A 17170-nucleotide genomic window follows, 5' to 3' on the forward strand; every position below is an offset into this window, starting at 1 on the left:
TCTCACTTTGGTTAACCCTGTCGTGATTTGTCAATAAATTCTGCATATATTGTCAATATTGCGCTCAGGATTTCACCTATATTTGCGTCTGTTGATGATTGAAAGTCTTATCAACCTGCATACAGATTGAGTTATATTGTAAATGTCAAAGATACCAAGTGCTGTAGTTCTTCTTGGTTTTTATAGGGAGTCGCAAGACTCCTTTTTTTTGTCCAGAATTTAAATGATTTCTAAGAATAATGCATAAAAAAAGAGCGTGATATTCACGCTCTTTTTCATTTGAAGGCTGTCGTTTAAAGACGCATTTCAATACCTTGAGCAGCTAGATAAGCCTTGGCCTCAGGAATGGTATGCTGGCCAAAGTGGAAAATAGAGGCGGCAAGTACTGCATCGGCACCACCATGGATAATCCCGTCAGCCAGATGCTGCAAGTTGCCTACGCCACCAGAGGCAATCGTTGGTACAGTGACGCGGTCATTGATAGCACGCATGAGTGGAATGTCATAACCTGCTTTGGTGCCATCGGCATCCATAGAGGTAATTAACAGTTCGCCTGCGCCGTAGCTGGCCATTTTTTCTGCCCATTCCAGGGCATCAATGCCGGTCGGTTTGCGTCCGCCGTGGGTAAAGATTTCCCATTTATTCTCGCCAGTTTTTTTGGCATCAATCGCTACCACGATACATTGCGCGCCAAAACGCTGTGAGGCTTCCTGTACAAACTCAGGGTTGAAGACGGCTGCCGAGTTGATGCTGACTTTATCCGCACCTGCATTTAATAGTAGACGAATATCTTCGACTTTACGCACGCCACCGCCTACGGTAAGCGGTACGAATACAGATTCAGCCATACGCTCAACGGTACGGTAAGTGGTGTCGCGTCCATGATGTGTAGCGGTAATATCAAGGAAAGTAATTTCATCGGCACCTTGTTCATTATAACGGCGTGCCACTTCTACCGGGTCACCCGCATCACGAATATCAAGGAACTGAACACCCTTGACTACGCGACCGTTGTCGACGTCCAGACAAGGAATAATACGTTTAGCTAGCATAAATTTTTCCAATTATTACAGCCGATTATGAAACTCACCCACGCAAGCGCTACACCTTGGTAGATGGAAACGGTATTCTAGCAAAAATATGTAAGTTTTTTCGCAGGTTTTCTATGTCGGTTTATACCACTTTGACTTTAAAGGAAGTTCAGGATTTCGCAGCACCTTATGGACTTGAGGTGATTGATCTGATTCCCATTCAAGGAGGTATCCAGAATACGAACTATTTTCTGGTCTGCGAAAACCAGCAATATGTGCTGACCGTTTTTGAAGATATGGATGAACAGGCCGCTGGAGAACTGGTGCCGGTCTTGCAGCATCTGGGTCAGGCAGGTCTGGCCGTACCTGTGCCTTTATCCCACTCAGGCAAAGCCATTCATACGCTAAAAAATAAGCCGGCACAAATTGCACCACGCATGATGGGCGAGCATCCGATGCCATCTACCGTTGCGCAGGCGGAAGCGATTGCCATTGCTCAGGCCAAAATGCATGTCGCACTGAAAGATTTTAAACTTGAGCGCGCCTTTGTCCGTGACCATGCCTACTGGTATAACGTAGCACAGGAAATTAAACCGAGTCTGAACGCAGCAGATAAAGTCTTACTGGGTAAACTTCTGGGCCTGTATGAAGCTTTAACCGCAGTATATCCGGATCGTCCACGTGGCTTTATCCATTCGGATCTGTTCCGTGACAATACCCTGTTTGAGGGTGACCAACTGAAAGGTATTCTGGACTTTTACGAGCTGAATAAAGATGAATTCCTGTTTGATATTGCAATTACTTTAAATGACTTCTGTACCAATTATCCGGAAGTTACTTTAAATGAAGAAAAGGCCAATGCCTTTTTAAAAGCCTATGAAACTGTGCGTCCATTGACTGAGGATGAAAAATCATGTCTGGAGCTTTACCTGGCAATGGCTGCGGGCCGTTTCTGGATGATGCGTTTACAGGTGGCACAGAAAAATGCGGCTGAAGGCCGCACCGGTGAAGATATTCTGCAAAAAAATCCGGAAGAGATGCGTAACATGCTGATTGAACGTTTAAAATTTGTGACAGCTTAAATTAAAAATAAACAGGAACAGGCAAAATGCGCGATCAGGGACGTTTGGTAGAATGGTTTGATGACAAAGGCTATGGCTTTATTCAGCCCAATGATCCGGCCAAAGATCGCGTGTTTTTGCATATCAAAGATTTTGCCCGTCCCGGTCCACGGCCAATTGTTGGTTGTGCGCTAGATTATCTGGTGATTCTAGATGAGCAGGGACGTTATCGTGCCCAGCAGGTTATGTACCTGAAAGCATCACAAACCAAAATGGCAAAAACAAAAACTAAAACATCAGGCCGAAGCCAGCCAGAAAAACTACAGCCGATGCAGGTTGCTTCTGTGGCCTATATTTTGGTACTGGCGGGACTCAGTTTAGCCGGATTGTTGAGTGGAATGATCCTGTTACTGGTGAGCCTGATGAATGTTCTCAGTTACTGGCTATATGCCCAGGATAAGGAAGCGGCACAACTGGGCAATCGCCGTATTCCTGAAAACACCCTGCATTTGGTAGCTTTTCTAGGAGGATGGCCGGCAGCCTGGCTGGCACAGCAAAAATTACGTCATAAAACACAAAAACAACCCTTCCGGCAAATTTATTTTTGTACTATAGCTTTTAACATCATTTTGATTATATGGCTGATTTCTCCCTTTAACAGCCTGAATATCTAGAAACAATCACAGGAGCGTAGATGAACTATTCAATTGATAAAGACTCAAATCGCACGCTAACCCTGATTCTTTATATCTTATATATCGTGGCCATTTTTAGTGGTGGCTTGCTGGCAGTGATTGCACTGATTATTAACTATGTGAAGCGCTCGGATGTACGAGGCTCGATTTTTGAAAGCCACTTTACCTGGCAAATCCGCAGTTTCTGGTGGTATCTATTCTGGAATATTGTAGCCTTTGTGCCGTTCCTATTCCTGTTCTTTACCCATGAAGATCCGGACCTGTTTGCAGGCGTCGCTTTTGGTGCATCTACTTTCTGTCTGGTTGTGGTCTTTGTTTCCTGGATCTGGATTGTCTATCGCGCGATTCGCGGCATTATGCGTCTGAATGACAATCGACCGATGTATACCAAATAAGATTAGCTATATTTATTTCTCTAGATAAAAAACTCCCCCTTTTCTAAGAGGGGGAGTTCATAAGCTTAGGAAAGATCTTCCTTCAACTCTTCTATTTTTTCTTTTCTAAAAAACTTTGGCTTCCATTCGCTGGCAATCACCCCAAGTACCACCATCAATCCGCCTAGAAGTGCCAGCGCAGGCAAACGTTCTCCCGCCATACGTCCAAATAAACTTGCCCAGATCGGTTCACCGGCATAAATAATTGCAGCTTGGGAAGGATCTACCATTTCCTGTGCCCAGTTCATCACCAGCTGAATACAGGCACTGGCAATACCGAGACCGACCAAAATACCTGCCAGATGCCAGTGAAAGTCAGGTAACTGAGATTCACCCAGTATCGGTGCCATCAGAAAACAAAATAGCGAGGCAAAAATGAGTTGTAGCACGGTGACACGCCGGGTATTCACCTTCGGAGCAAAATGACTGATAAAAATAATCTCAAGCGCAATGGCAATCGAGCCGAGCAAAGTCAAAACCTGACCAAAATTCAGCTGGATGGCACCAAAGCCATTACCGGTTAAAAAGACCAGACCAAGAAAGGCAAACAGGGCACCGACCCAGGTCATGAAGTGCGGTTTCTTACGAAATAGCAGCCACAGCATTAGAGGCACTAAGGGAACATATAGCGCAGTCAAAAAGGCCGATTCACTGCTACTAATCGTTTGCAAGCCCACCGTTTGTGTTCCATAACCGATCGCAATCACAGCCCCAATGATGGCACCCGCTGCCACTTCTTTAAGCGTCATGCCTTTCAAGTGCTTCAGCGACAGCAGAGTTACGGCAATTGCCGCCGCTGCAAAGCGTAATCCGACAAAGATCACCGGACTACTGAAATTCAGGCCATATTGTACAGTGATAAAGCTGCCACCCCAGATGATGGTAATGAGGATCAGAGCAAGTTGAGGAACTTTCGTTCTCCAGATAGAGGGAGTTTGGGAAACGGATGTTGACATGGGAGAGAGGATCAAAAAAATTGAACAATAAAAAAAGAGGTCCACAGACCTCTTTTTCAGCAGATGCTATTATAGCGCTTCTTGTTCATCCAGCAATAATTGTGCTTCACGCAGATTTAAAGTGCCTTCATAGATCGCACGACCGGTAATCGCACCTAAAATGCCAGGCTGATCTTTCAGATTACGCACGTCATCCATATTGGTTACGCCACCTGAAGCAATCACAGGCAGACCTGAATATTGTGCCAGATGTACGGTTTGCTCGATGTTGACACCCTGCATCATGCCATCACGGGCAATATCGGTATAAACAATACTAGACACGCCAGCATCCGCGAAACGTTTCGCCAGATCAGTCGCTTTTACATCAGTCACATTCGCCCAGCCATCGGTTGCCACCATGCCATTCATGGCATCGATACCCACAATAATATGGCCTGCAAATTTTTTGCATGCTTCTTCCACAAATTCAGGATTTTGCACTGCTTTTGTACCAATAATCACAAAAGATACACCTGCTTCCAGATAATGCTCAATGGTTTCCAGCGAGCGGATCCCGCCACCAATCTGGATAGGCAATTCTGGCTGTGATTTGGCAATGGCTTCTACCACTGGCTTATGAATCGGTGTACCTGCGAAAGCACCATTTAAATCTACTAAATGCAAGCGGCGAGCGCCTTCATTTACCCAATGCTGTGCTGTTGCCACTGGATCGTCAGAAAATACGGTATCGTCTTCCATACGACCTTGTTTTAAACGGACACATTTGCCATCTTTCAGGTCAATTGCAGGGATGATCAGCATGCTTTCGCTCCTTGCTTAATCTTTAGAATGAATTTCAGTGAGTTCATCTTAGCAAATAAAGTCGAAATTTCTAACTCTTAAACGGTATGAAAAAAGAAAACCTGTCTGAAGATATGCTGGAGTGACAGGATTTTATTCTTCAATTTTTTTATTCTTTGCAATACTCCTGATGGAGTCTGATATCAAAATGATATTTCGCTAGAAAACTGATCTTCTGTTTGTTCAAAATTTTGAATGCGGGCGAATTTTCAATTTTAGTGAAGTATTGGGAACTTCCTTAGGACCCAAGCCACGGTGCAGCAATTCTTCAAAGACCAGTAAAGGTGCATAGGCATCTGCAGCCGCATATTCAATTTGTGCCTGACTGAGATGTTTTTTCGCCCAGTTCGATGTCGTAACCCGTTTTGATTTAGGAAAATTCACCTGAAATAGCAAAGCCATCGCATTTTTTAATCCAAGAGGATTTTTAATGCCGAACGCACCAAAGCACTTTGACAGTTCAATCACACTGTTCAGCTCAATGCCTCTTTTACGGAAAAGATGCGCATCATTTTTCAGGCCAAAACCAACTTTAATCTGGTCTCGATTGGCAAAAATCGGTTTCAGAAAATCCCAAATGGCAGCATTCATCTGAAACAGGTAGGCCTTTTCCAGAGTGGCCAGCTGAATCAGATGCGGACCAGTGGACACTTCACCAACCTTGAAGGTCGGTTTAGACTCAGTGTCCAGACCAAAGACTGCGATCTGCCCAAGTTCTTCGCGTAGAGCTTCACATTGCTGAATGCTGTTAATCACCACAATATTTTCAGGCGCGATATTTTGAAAAGGTGGAAAAGTCGCTATTGCCTCTTTACTCGGCAGAATATCGTTAAGCTGGGTATCCATGATTAAAGCATCTTCCATTGATGAATATTCAGGTTGAATAGAGCATACCTTAGAGAAGGAAGCTTGGATGTGAATTATTTTTCAAAAATAAAATTTTAAGCTGTAGCCCATAAAAAAGCCCGCATGATGCGAGCTTTTTGAATGTATTGGATTAGATATTCCAATCCACAAAGTTTTTTAGCAATTGAAGGCCTGCAGTATGGCTCTTTTCCGGATGGAACTGGGTCGCAAACAGGTTGTCTTTATGCAGGGCAGTACAGAAATCAATACCATAGTTACAGGTCGCTGCCACGATGCTTGGATCTTGTGGTTCCACATAGTAACTGTGCACGAAATAGAAACGTGCATCCTGAGCAATGTCTTTCCACATTGGATGGCTTGGATCGGCCTGATGTACCTGGTTCCAGCCCATATGCGGTACTTTTAAACCTGCCATTTCCGGGAAGTGTTTGACTTCACCGGCAAAAATGCCCAGTGCATCCGCACCGCCATTTTCTTCGGAACGTTGCATCAGGGCCTGCATACCGACACAGATGGCCAATACCGGTTTGTTGAACACGGCATTACGTACCACTTCATCAATTCCGGCTTCATGCATGCCTTGCATGCAGTCACGCATTGCACCCACACCCGGAAAAACGATTTTGTCGGCTTGGGCAATCAGTTTTGGATCATTAGTCACATCTACCGTTGCACCGACGTGTTCAAGTGCTTTGGCTGCTGAGTGTAGGTTTCCCATGCCATAGTCAAGAAGGGCAATACGGGTCATTACAAGGTACCTTTGGTTGAAGCAACAGTATTCGCAGCACGTGGATCAACTTCACATGCCATACGCAGTGCACGGGCAAATGCCTTAAATACACTTTCGATCTGGTGGTGACTGTTTTTACCTTTCAGGTTGTCAATGTGTACAGTCATCAGCGAGTGGTTGACAAAGCCCTGGAAAAACTCAGAAAACAGGTCTACATCAAAACGGCCAATCATGGCGCGGGTAAATGGAATGTCCATAAACAGACCCGGACGGCCAGACAGATCCACCACGACACGGCTTAAAGATTCATCAAGCGGCGCATAGAAGTGTCCATAACGGCGTAGGCCCTTTTTATCACCCAAAGCCTGAGCGAACGCTTGACCTAAGGTAATACCACAGTCTTCTACGGTATGATGGTCATCAATTTCCAGATCTCCATCACAATGAATATCAATATCAAACAGACCATGTCGCTTGATTTGATCAATCATATGATCTAAAAATGGAATACCAGTGTTTAAAGTGCCTTGACCAGTACCATCGAGGTTCAAACGAACTCGAATTTTGGTTTCGTTGGTATTTCTTACCACTTCACTGATACGATCTGTCATAGACACGTTCCTCAAATACGTCAAAATGATTGATGTAGAAAATATTTTCGCCGTGACGACGTCACCGCATATTAGATTGCTCAGGAGGGTTTATCAATGCCTATTACCGTACATGCTTATACTTCTCTAGAAAACGACGAAGTGCGCAGCCAGCTTGAGCGACTGTATGACACTAGCCCTGAATTTAGTGATGGGGCAGATGCCATTGAACATCTAGAGCAAAACCTTGCACAGTATACCTTACTTTATACCGCAGAATTTAACACCAAAATCATCGGCGCCATCTGGTGCACGGGACAAGGCGAAAGCCGAACCCTGGAAAATATTGTGGTGCATCCGGCCAACCGTGGACGCGGGGTTGCAGAAAGGCTGGTGAGTGAGGCATGCCGTATGGAAGAGGAAAAAGGAGTAAAAGCATTCGTACCGGGATGCGGAGCCATTCACCGTTGTCTGGCAAATCTTGAAAAAATTTAGATACAGATAAATTCCAAGCAGCCTTCGGGCTGCTTTTTTTGTAAATACCGGATTCAATTTGTTTTATTAGTCAGGTATTTGCTGAAAATATGAAAATATTGCTGTATAAACATGCAAATCGATGGAAAAGTAAACATTTGATGATTTTTATACGTTATGTACTTGACGATTAAGAGCTGAAACTGTTTAATACGCGACATCGGCGTGATAGCTCAGTTGGTAGAGCAACGGATTGAAAATCCGTGTGTCCCCAGTTCGATCCTGGGTCTCGCCACCATATTCAAAACGATTTTAAAGTTTTCAATCCCTGATCCCATCAGGGATTTTTTTTAGGCCAAAATTCAGACACTCAATCTTTTTTTTCATAATTTCGATTGACTAATGTGTCCAGATACGGCTTAATACACCGCATCGGCGTGATAGCTCAGTTGGTAGAGCAACGGATTGAAAATCCGTGTGTCCCCAGTTCGATCCTGGGTCTCGCCACCATATTCGAAAAAACCTCAAACAATGTTTGAGGTTTTTTTTCGCCTGTGATTTTTGATTCAGCCTAAGAATTAACTTGTTTTGCCATTCATCTGAGCAGGAATGAGTTCTCAAAATAATCAAGGTAATCTAATAGATAATTAAATACAGACTTTAGCAACCGATAAAGGCACTCAGGTTGTGAAATTTGAAGTAGGGGGAAAGCCCATGAATAGTCTAAAAACATCTTTATTTGGGATTCTGTTAGGTACATTGAGCATAGCAGTACATGCAGAAGAACAGAAACCGGTACTTACCTTACCGACGATGACCATTATGGCTGAACCTGAAATGAGTAATGAGACTGGCTATGTCCCGTTTATTGAGAATGAAGCCAATCGTCTTGCCTTGCAGCATCAGGTAATCCGGGGAACTAAGGATGCAGAAAATTTTATGGTCAATCCAAATGTGCTGGCAAACCTCGATATTAAGCCGACCCAAGCTCCAGATTTGAGTTTACTGTCACCTGCACTGCAACAGTATGTGATGACCATTGCCCAGGGCTTACAATCTGGTGATCCAACCCAGGGGCTATATACACTGCTGGAGAATGTCGGGATCGATCGTAGCAGCAGCTTGCAACCAGGACGCGGTCTTCAACTACAGATTAATCTGGACAAGGTGAATCTGGGCTTATTAGAAAACTACAACAATCCATCTCCTGTAGCGCAATTTCCAAGATCTCCTTAAAGGATGAGCCAGTAATGCAAATCAATCCCCATATTGGGGATTTTTGCTTTTTTAAATCTAACTTCTGAATAATTCATATTTTTTAGGAGCTTTGCTCCTGATTTGCTGGTTGGCTTTATGAGGGTGTAATGGATTCGATTGACCGTTTATCAAACTTAACAATAAGAAGCTGTATTACTTGTAAGATTTAATCTGACGCTTTCCCTTTTCCAACCGAGGGGTAATAAGATGAATCTCCTAAAATCCATTCAAAGCTTGGGCCTGATGCTGACCTGTACTGCTTTTACTCTCCCTGTACTGAGTCATGCAGCTCCTGCTCATTCTGAAGCAACCATACTTCCCACCTTAACTGTCATGGCAGAGCCTGAAATGCGGGCTGTAACTGAAATCACGCCTTATCAGGAAGGTGCCAGCCAGCGTAAGGCTTTGCAGATGCGCCTGATGAAAATTGAACGCGATATCCAGGCTTATAGTGTCGATGGTGATGTCGTTGCAAATATTGACATGGGGGCAGCAGCGCCTAATCCAGATCTGGACAGTCTGCCTACTGTGTTCCGGGAATATGTACTGGCAGTAGCGCAAGGCTTGCAGTCCTCAGATCCAAGAAACGGAATCTATGTGATTTTGCAACCTTTCGGTATTGACCGGAATGCAACCAATGTCCAGATCGTCCGGGAACAGTTTGATCCGAATCGGCTTGAGCTCAGGCTGCCTTTTGGTTCACGCTAGCACACAATCCGATGGGCCAGGCTGATCAGGTCAGTCAGTTTCGGTATAGCCAGATCACGTCATGAAGAAAGGGTGGGTTAAAAACTTATTTCCTTTCTTCAGGCTTTTTACTGGATTCATTTTTTCAGTATTGAGGAAGCACGTTCACAAATGTGAAAAGCTCTATGTCTTGAATTATGCTGGAAAAATAAGCATAGTGTAAAAAATCAACAAGATCTGGATGACAGACCTGGAGCGTGTAGATGCCCCGTGTTTTTATGATTATCGCTGGAGTGGTACTGGCAATTTTGATCTGGTTATTTTATCAAAATTCTGTAGAGCAGAAACAGCAGGCCGATTTGCAAGAATATGAAACGGTACTGGAAGAAAAAACTGGATCTATTTTGCAACAGGCACAGGATTGGTCTAAACCGATTCAGATTGATCTGGAAGATGATCGTCTGGATGGGGATTATGCCGTGATGGCCCAATTTATTCTGGGTCAGATGCGTGATCGTGCCGAGGCTCGCAATCAGTATTTACGTGACCTCAAAGCAGCGGACTGGGATCGTTTTCTGGACATTGACCGTTTAGCCAAAGATCAAGCCCAAGACTATAAAGAAACCGAAGCCATGCTGAAGCGTGTGCATGAAATTGTCGATGGTTATGAACAGACAATTCAACAGCGGGCAACCCAGCAGTTAGAGCAGGTGAAACAGCTGGACATTAAAAACCGCTATCGTCAGCAGCTGGCAGATAATCTGAAAGCCAATCAGCAGCAGGATAATGCCCATGCAATTTTTGAAATTGAAAAACAGAGTCTGGCCAAAGCAGACCAGCTATTTCTGGTGCTGAAAAACAATAAATGGGAAAAGAAAAACCAGACCTTTATGTTCTATGAAGATGCACCCTTAAAGCAATTCAATAAGCTGTATCAGGAAATAGTGCAGCTCAATCAGCAAATGACTCAAGTGGATCAGCAGGCACTTAAAGAGGCAGAGAACAAACTCTAAGTATAAGGATCTTATGATTTCTTATCTCTAAATGACATGATGTTTTTCTGTCAGAATTAGTCTTGTTGCATTGCTTACATCAAAGATGTGCCAGTTCTCATTGGTAAGAGAACCAGCTATGCTTAAGAAAAATGAATATCCAGAAGCATGTTTGCAGACGGAAAGCGAGAAGAGGGAGCACAATCTTTTATGCAACAATTGAAATGTTATAAAGAATTTCCGGTCTGGATGCAGCAAGCTATCCCACAAGGGTTCAAGCAGCCACACAATACCAAAGCGGGCACTTGGGCAAAGCTGACTGTGCTCAAAGGTGAGCTGCATTTTGCCATGCTGGATCCGTCAGGTCATATACAGTCTCAACATGTATTTACGCCAGAGCAGCAACCACCGTTCATTGAGCCACAGGCATGGCATAAGATTATTTCTGCCAGTGAAGATGCAGAATGTCAGCTGCGTTTTTACTGCAAACCTGAGGATTACTTTAACAAGAAATATCAGCTAAGCCCGACCCATTCGGAAATTCTGGCAGCTATGCCGTATTTAAAGGGTGGTCGTGTGCTGGATGTCGGTTGTGGTTCAGGCCGCAATTCGTTGTATTTGAGTCAGAACAGTTTTGAAGTCGACGCCTGGGATGTGAATGAAAATAGTCTACAGACCTTAAGACAGATCATTCAGAATGAAGAAATCGGGAATATTCAGGTTCAGCAACGGGATTTAAATCTTGACCCCAGTATTCAGGGTCAATATGACTTCATTTGCTGTACAGTGGTGATGATGTTCCTGCAGGCCGATACCATTCCACCACTTATTGCACAGATGCAGCAGGCGACAGTGCCGGGCGGTTATAACCTGATTGTCTGTGCGATGGATACCGATGATATTCCGGTACAGCCAGACTTTCCGTTTAGTTTTAAGCCGGGACAGCTTAGTGCCTATTATGAAGGCTGGAATCTGGTGAAATATAATGAAAATGTCGGTGAATTACACCGAGTAGATGAGCAGGGCAACCGGATCAAGCAGCATTTTGCGACTATGCTAGCCCGAAAGGTCTAATAAGAGATTTATAGGTCTTTATATTTTTGACTTTAAATCTGAAAGAGCCAAAAAACAAAAAAAAGATGTCACTCGGACATCTTTTTTTATGGATTTAAAATATCTTAAGCCGCTTTTTTAAACCAAGAGAACCAGCCTTTTTTCTCGGCTTTTACAGCTGCTTCAGCAGGTGCTGCTTTTACTGCTTCTGCTGGTTGAGCTGCTGCAGCTTTTACTTCTTCAGCTTTGGCTACAGTTGCTTCTTTTACTTCAGCAGTTTTTACAGCTGCATCAGTTTTCACAGCTTCTACTTTAGAATCCGCTACTTTTTTCATATCTGCAGGTGCAGCTTTTGCAGCTTCTACTTTTTGAGCCGCTTCAGTTTTTGCTGCTTCTTTAGTTTGAGCAGCTTGTTGTTGAGTTGCTTCTACTTTAGCGACAGCCGCTTGTTTCTCAGCAGTAGCTTTGGCAGCAGAGTCTTGTGCTTTAACAGTCGCTACTTTTGCTTGTGCAGGCGCAGTTGCTTGTTGAGCAGTTTGAGCGGCAACAGTTTTTGCTTGTTCTTTCATTGCAGCAACAGGAGAAACTGTTGCAGAAGCCATAGCAGAAGCTGAAGTTGCAACGATTGCAGTTGCTAGAAGTGTTTTAAGCATTTTCATGCATAACCCCATAAATAAAGGAGAGAAATGTGGGGTTATGATACGCCTGTCAAATATAAGTGGCTGATGGATAAGTTTTTATTGGTTGAATATTCAACTAAATTTACAAAGGGATAACATTCTTTTAAATAAAAAACCCTGTTATTAAACAGGGTTTTTTATTTATTTCTATTTTAAAGACCCAAAGGTTTTAGCATATTTGGTGTCGTTACGCTAACTGGGCCGGTCTGATAAAGTTTTCCATCGAATTTTTGATGCTTAGACCATAAAATTTGTTTCTTATCCAAATCAACATAAGAAAGTACATAGTATTGGCCTTCCGTAGGTACTGGATCATCTGCTACAACTACACCCATTGTTAAAACTGCGAAAGCAGCTGTGCCGGCAATATTACCAATCCGTTTTCCTAAAGAAGGCTGTTGTCCTAAGACCTGGATGACCAGAACCTTAGATGTGCCTAACACAGGCTTGAGATGGTCAGTTAGGCGATCTGTAATATCAATATCTACAGGTTGATAGTTATTGCTTAACGCATAACGCCCATGGCTGGCTTTAAAACTCTTTTGAAGCAGCAGTTGGATACTTGCACCATCCAGATCAGTAATTGCAGGTTGGTTGGCTGCCAAAACAGGATAAGTGCCTAAATATTCAGGTTGCGACTCTAAAGTATTACGTTTTTTATAAGTCTGAATGGTACGCTTTTCAAAGAAACCGCAATGTGTTGGCTGGAAGGTTTTGGTCACTTGAACCGCATTCTGGTTTAACTGTTTTACCAATGATTGAGATATTGCTTCGGCAGTACGATTAGATTGATCCAGTAAAATATGACTGTCACCAAGTTCTTTACGTAGTAGGCAGGCATCTGTCAAGATAGCCACAGGTTGGGTTTTAAATTCTTTTTGAATTCTTGCAAAGTAATCAGATTGTGGTGCTTTTGGTGTGCTGGCACATCCTACCAAGCTTAGACTCAGAACTGTAAATGCTAAATATTTTTTCATAATTATTTTAAATTTATATTTAATATTCAACTTTATCATAAATAAGGCTATGTGTATTTTACAAAACTTTGAATGAATAGTTCGCAATAAAGAAACCCCGCAATAAGCGGGGTTTTCTGTCTCGAATTATTTAAGAATTAAACACGTTCGATCACTGTTGCAATACCTTGACCTAGGCCGATACACATCGTCGCAAGACCGATTTGCGTATCTTGTTGCTCCATTACGTTTAGCAATGTCGTCGTGATACGCGCGCCAGAACAACCAAGCGGGTGACCCAACGCAATCGCGCCACCATTTAAGTTAATGATGTCTTGCTTCTCATAAACACCTAAGCCTTTCATCACTGATAAGCCTTGAGCAGCAAACGCTTCATTTAACTCGATGGTTTGGATATCTGCCATGCTTAAGCCAGCACGTTTAAGCGCTTTTTGAGTTGCAGGTACAGGACCATAACCCATGATTGCAGCATCACAACCTGCAACCGCCATAGAGCGGATCACAGCACGTGGTTTCAAACCAAGTGCTTGAGCACGTTCAGCAGACATTAACAGCATTGCAGATGCACCGTCAGACAATGCTGAAGATGTAGCAGCAGTCACTGTACCGCCTTTCGGATCGAATACTGGACGCAAAGATTTGAACGATTCAAGGTTCGCATCTGGACGGATCACTTCATCGATATCACACAAGATTTTGTAGCCATCTGCATTATGACCTTCAATGCCTACGATCTCGTTCTGGAACAGACCATTTTCAGTTGCAGCCCAGGCACGACGGTGAGATTCAACACCAAACGCATCCTGTTCTTCACGAGTAATGCCGTTCATGCGACCTAGCATTTCAGCAGTCAGGCCCATCATATTTGATGCTTTTGCGTAGTGCTTAGATGCAGCAGGGTTCAGGTCGATGCCGTGCATCATGCCTACGTGGCCCATGTGCTCTACACCACCGATGATAAAGATATCACCCTGGTTAGTCGCAATCTGTGCAGCCGCAGTGTGGATTGCCTGCATAGAAGAACCACACAGACGGTTAACCGTTTGACCTGCAACAGTCTTAGGAAGATCAGCTAACAATGCGATGTTACGCGCAATGTTCATCCCTTGTTCCAGAGTCTGGTTCACACAGCCCCAGATTACATCTTCAACTTCATTCGGGTCGAATTCGTTACGAACCATCAACGCACGGATAAGTTCAGCTGACATGCTGTCGGCACGTACATTGCGGAACATACCGTTTTTCGATTTGCCCATGGCAGTACGTACGCCATCAACAATCACAACGTCACGTGGATTTAAAGTAGCCATTCACGTCACTCCTTAACCGTAGAATTTTTTGTTGTTAGCAGCCATGTCGCGCAATGATTGCGGCGCTTCATAAGCCTTACCTAAGTGCGCGTATTTGTCGCAAAGTGCAACATACTCAGCTACACCAGTTTGGTCGATATAACGGCATGGACCACCACGGAATGGAGGGAAGCCTACACCCATGATCATCGCCATATCTGCTTCAGCCGGAGTTGCAACAATGTTGTCTTCCAGGCAACGAACAGTTTCGTTACAGAAAGCCAGCATCATACGGTCAATGATCTCTTGAGGATCAAATTCACGTTTTTCAGCAGTTGCAACAGATGCCACAAGCTCGTATGCAGTTGGATCAACCACTTTGGCTTTTTTGCCTTTACGGTCAAGTTCGTATTTGTAGAAACCAACGTCATTCTTTTGACCCAGACGGTTGTTTTCGTACATCACTTGGATCGAACCTTTGAAATCAGGTTTCATACGATCCGGGAAGCCTTCAGCCATCACTTCTGCACCGTGAACGCCAGTATCGATACCAACCACGTCCATCAGGTAAGCAGGACCCATAGGCCAGCCGAATTTTTCCATCACTTTATCGATTTGCTGGAAGTCAGCACCATCTTTCAGTAACAGGTCAAATGCACCGAAGTAAGGGAACAGTACGCGGTTTACCAGGAAGCCCGGGCAGTCATTCACTACGATTGGTGTTTTACCCATTTTCTGAGCAAGAACAACAGTCGTTGCAATCGCTTCAGCAGAAGTCTTCTCACCACGAATCACTTCCACCAGTGGCATCATGTGTACCGGGTTAAAGAAGTGCATACCCACGAAGTTCTCTGGACGTTCCAGATTTTCAGCCAGACGCGTGATTGAAATCGTAGAGGTGTTTGACGCAATGATCGTGTTTTCACGTACTTTAGATTCAGTTTCTTTCAGTACGATGCCTTTCACTTTCGGGTTTTCAGTTACTGCTTCGATCACGATGTCGACTTCTTTAAACTCGTCATAGCTTAAAGTAGGACGGATGCGAGCAAGGGTTTCACCCATTTGCGCTGGCTTCATCTTCTTGCGTTCAACCTGCTTGGTCAGCAGTTTGTTTGCTTCAGACATACCCAGTGCAAGTTGCTGGTTACCGATGTCTTTCATGATGATTGGAGTGCCTTTGCTTGCCGCCTGGTAAGCAATACCACCACCCATGATCCCTGCGCCTAGAACGGCAGCCTGGTTCACTGGATGTGCACCTTGTTCATATTTCTTAGAAGTTTTCTTCACAACCTGGTCGTTCAGGAACAGACCGATTAACGCACCTGCTTGTGGAGTTACCGCAGCTTTCGCAAAGCCTTGAGCTTCAACTTTTAACGCTTCATCGCGGTGTAAGCTTGCACCTGCCTGAAGAGAATCAAGCAATAGTTTTGGCGCTGGGTATTGAGCAGGGTTTGCTTTTGCAAGAACCGCACCTTTCGCCGTATTGAACGCCATCATTTGCTCAAGCATGTTCAGCTTGATTGGATCCAGTTTTTCCTGGCGTTTTGTTTGCCAGTCTAAACGACCGTGAATTGCCTGTTTCAACAGGTCAATCGCAGCATCTTTCAGTTTGTCTGCAGCCACAACCGCATCAACAGCACCATCTTTCAGTGCAGCAGCCGGTTTTTTCGGAGTAGCCATGGCCATCCATTCAACTGCATTGTCGATACCGATCAGACGGCTTAAACGAACCGTACCACCGAAACCAGGGAAGATACCAAGTTTGATTTCAGGCAGGCCGACTTGCGCCTGTTCTGACATCACACGGTAGTCACAGACTAAGCACATCTCGAAACCGCCACCTAGTGCCATACCGTTAATCGCGGCAACTTTAGGAATGTCCAGGTCTTCGAAGCTGTTAAAAATTTCATGAACTGGTAGTGCCCAGTCAACAATTGCCTGTTCGCCTTGAGCAAAGTTATCGCCGAATTCAGTAATGTCAGCACCTACAATAAATGTAGACTTGCCTGAAGTCACGATTAAACCCTGAATGTCAGCAGCGGAAACTGCGTCAATCGCAGCCTTGAAATCTTCAATCGTTGCACGGTTGAATTTGTTAACCGACTCACCTTGTAAGTCAAAGCGGAATTCTGCAATTCCGTCCTCAAGCATTTGGACGGTAATGGCATTGCCAGCGTGGATCATGCCCTGATCTCCTTTATTTTGGAGGACTTCTAAGTTGATGTTGTGAAGCAAGCGCGCATTTCCCGCGCACTTTTTTACTTCGCTAATCTTACGATAACTATATCCAAAAAGAACAACACAAGTTGTATCAAGCCGTGACGCAAGGGTCATCAATTTTCATCGCTCAATCAAGGTGTTGTCATGTCCGGAATACAGTGAACCGTTATCGCAGTGTAATGAAGTTATTGTTTCAATTTCACTTTTTTATTGCTGTCGCGCTGTTTTTATAACGTAAATTGACCAGATAGGGAATGTTTGCTGTGTGGTGTTTTGGTCAAAATAGTCAATTGAGATTCAAATTATTCGATACGGATGTAAGAAAATGTATGCA

18 protein-coding genes and 2 tRNA genes are annotated in these 17170 nt (G+C 44.0%); 10 read left to right on the forward strand and 10 right to left on the reverse strand.

The features are described from left to right. Positions 1-293 precede the first annotated feature (293 nt). Positions 294-1052: an imidazole glycerol phosphate synthase subunit HisF gene (gene hisF / locus FTV18_RS08285; RefSeq protein WP_004781588.1), complete on the reverse strand. Its 759-nt coding sequence runs from the start codon at positions 1050-1052 to the stop codon at positions 294-296. 113 nt (positions 1053-1165) lie between these two features. Here hisF and FTV18_RS08290 point away from each other — a divergent pair, with 113 nt between their 5' ends. The 3 genes from FTV18_RS08290 to FTV18_RS08300 are packed head-to-tail and all read left to right on the forward strand — an operon-like array spanning position 1166 to position 3182. After that, positions 1166-2113 (forward strand): homoserine kinase, encoded by a 948-nt coding sequence (locus FTV18_RS08290; RefSeq protein ID WP_034170208.1) that lies wholly within the window; start codon positions 1166-1168, stop codon positions 2111-2113. 26 nt (positions 2114-2139) lie between these two features. Continuing rightward, positions 2140-2766: a DUF1294 domain-containing protein gene (locus FTV18_RS08295; RefSeq protein ID WP_180017519.1), complete on the forward strand. Its 627-nt coding sequence runs from the start codon at positions 2140-2142 to the stop codon at positions 2764-2766. Positions 2767-2786: 20 nt separating this feature from the next. Next, positions 2787-3182 (forward strand): hypothetical protein, encoded by a 396-nt coding sequence (locus tag FTV18_RS08300; protein WP_004781593.1) that lies wholly within the window; start codon positions 2787-2789, stop codon positions 3180-3182. 65 nt (positions 3183-3247) lie between these two features. Here FTV18_RS08300 and FTV18_RS08305 read toward each other — a convergent pair whose 3' ends face one another. The 5 genes from FTV18_RS08305 to hisB all read right to left on the reverse strand — a co-directional run bounded on the left by FTV18_RS08305 (position 3248) and on the right by hisB (position 7228). After that, entirely contained in the window at positions 3248-4177 is a 930-nt protein-coding gene (locus FTV18_RS08305; protein WP_180017517.1) for a DMT family transporter, read from the reverse strand. Positions 4178-4246: 69 nt separating this feature from the next. Then, a complete protein-coding gene (gene hisA, locus FTV18_RS08310; RefSeq protein ID WP_005232592.1) occupies positions 4247-4981 on the reverse strand; it encodes a 1-(5-phosphoribosyl)-5-[(5-phosphoribosylamino)methylideneamino]imidazole-4-carboxamide isomerase in 735 nt (244 codons plus the stop codon). A gap of 222 nt (positions 4982-5203) precedes the next feature. Then, positions 5204-5884: a 3'-5' exonuclease gene (locus tag FTV18_RS08315; protein ID WP_373686946.1), complete on the reverse strand. Its 681-nt coding sequence runs from the start codon at positions 5882-5884 to the stop codon at positions 5204-5206. Between the two features lie 133 nt (positions 5885-6017). Further along, positions 6018-6635: an imidazole glycerol phosphate synthase subunit HisH gene (gene hisH, locus FTV18_RS08320; protein WP_004781601.1), complete on the reverse strand. Its 618-nt coding sequence runs from the start codon at positions 6633-6635 to the stop codon at positions 6018-6020. After that, on the reverse strand, positions 6635-7228 hold the full coding sequence (gene hisB, locus FTV18_RS08325) for an imidazoleglycerol-phosphate dehydratase HisB (RefSeq protein ID WP_005232589.1): 594 nt from the start codon (positions 7226-7228) through the stop codon (positions 6635-6637). Before hisB ends, hisH begins: the two co-directional genes overlap by 1 nt. Positions 7229-7324: 96 nt before the next feature. Here hisB and FTV18_RS08330 point away from each other — a divergent pair, with 96 nt between their 5' ends. From FTV18_RS08330 to tehB, 7 genes are all read left to right on the forward strand, one after another. Further along, a complete protein-coding gene (locus FTV18_RS08330) occupies positions 7325-7702 on the forward strand; it encodes a GNAT family N-acetyltransferase (RefSeq protein WP_004781604.1) in 378 nt (125 codons plus the stop codon). Between the two features lie 201 nt (positions 7703-7903). Further along, positions 7904-7979 (forward strand) — tRNA-Phe (locus FTV18_RS08335). A gap of 136 nt (positions 7980-8115) precedes the next feature. Continuing rightward, positions 8116-8191 (forward strand) — tRNA-Phe (locus tag FTV18_RS08340). A gap of 204 nt (positions 8192-8395) precedes the next feature. After that, on the forward strand, positions 8396-8917 hold the full coding sequence (locus tag FTV18_RS08345; RefSeq protein WP_179991949.1) for a hypothetical protein: 522 nt from the start codon (positions 8396-8398) through the stop codon (positions 8915-8917). A 228-nt stretch (positions 8918-9145) separates the two neighbouring features. Further along, positions 9146-9646: a hypothetical protein gene (locus FTV18_RS08350; RefSeq protein WP_159123718.1), complete on the forward strand. Its 501-nt coding sequence runs from the start codon at positions 9146-9148 to the stop codon at positions 9644-9646. Between the two features lie 242 nt (positions 9647-9888). Next, a complete protein-coding gene (locus FTV18_RS08355; RefSeq protein WP_159123719.1) occupies positions 9889-10638 on the forward strand; it encodes a hypothetical protein in 750 nt (249 codons plus the stop codon). A gap of 189 nt (positions 10639-10827) precedes the next feature. Beyond that, positions 10828-11691 carry an SAM-dependent methyltransferase TehB gene (gene tehB / locus FTV18_RS08360; protein ID WP_180012027.1) on the forward strand — a complete coding sequence of 288 codons (864 nt, stop codon included), beginning with the start codon at positions 10828-10830 and terminating at the stop codon, positions 11689-11691. A gap of 104 nt (positions 11692-11795) precedes the next feature. Here the strand turns inward: tehB and FTV18_RS08365 are convergent, their stop codons facing one another. The 4 genes from FTV18_RS08365 to fadB all read right to left on the reverse strand — a co-directional run bounded on the left by FTV18_RS08365 (position 11796) and on the right by fadB (position 16800). Then, positions 11796-12329: a hypothetical protein gene (locus tag FTV18_RS08365; RefSeq protein WP_180017515.1), complete on the reverse strand. Its 534-nt coding sequence runs from the start codon at positions 12327-12329 to the stop codon at positions 11796-11798. A 173-nt stretch (positions 12330-12502) separates the two neighbouring features. Further along, entirely contained in the window at positions 12503-13327 is an 825-nt protein-coding gene (locus FTV18_RS08370) for a hypothetical protein (RefSeq protein ID WP_166136827.1), read from the reverse strand. Positions 13328-13464: 137 nt separating this feature from the next. Continuing rightward, on the reverse strand, positions 13465-14637 hold the full coding sequence (gene fadA, locus FTV18_RS08375; protein ID WP_180017513.1) for an acetyl-CoA C-acyltransferase FadA: 1173 nt from the start codon (positions 14635-14637) through the stop codon (positions 13465-13467). A gap of 12 nt (positions 14638-14649) precedes the next feature. Further along, complete coding sequence (gene fadB / locus FTV18_RS08380; protein ID WP_159123725.1) at positions 14650-16800, reverse strand: fatty acid oxidation complex subunit alpha FadB; 2151 nt, start codon at positions 16798-16800, stop codon at positions 14650-14652. Positions 16801-17170 lie beyond the last annotated feature (370 nt).

The sequence above is a fragment of the Acinetobacter sp. YH12241 genome, from assembly GCF_013417535.1.
Classification (GTDB): Bacteria; Pseudomonadota; Gammaproteobacteria; order Pseudomonadales; family Moraxellaceae; genus Acinetobacter.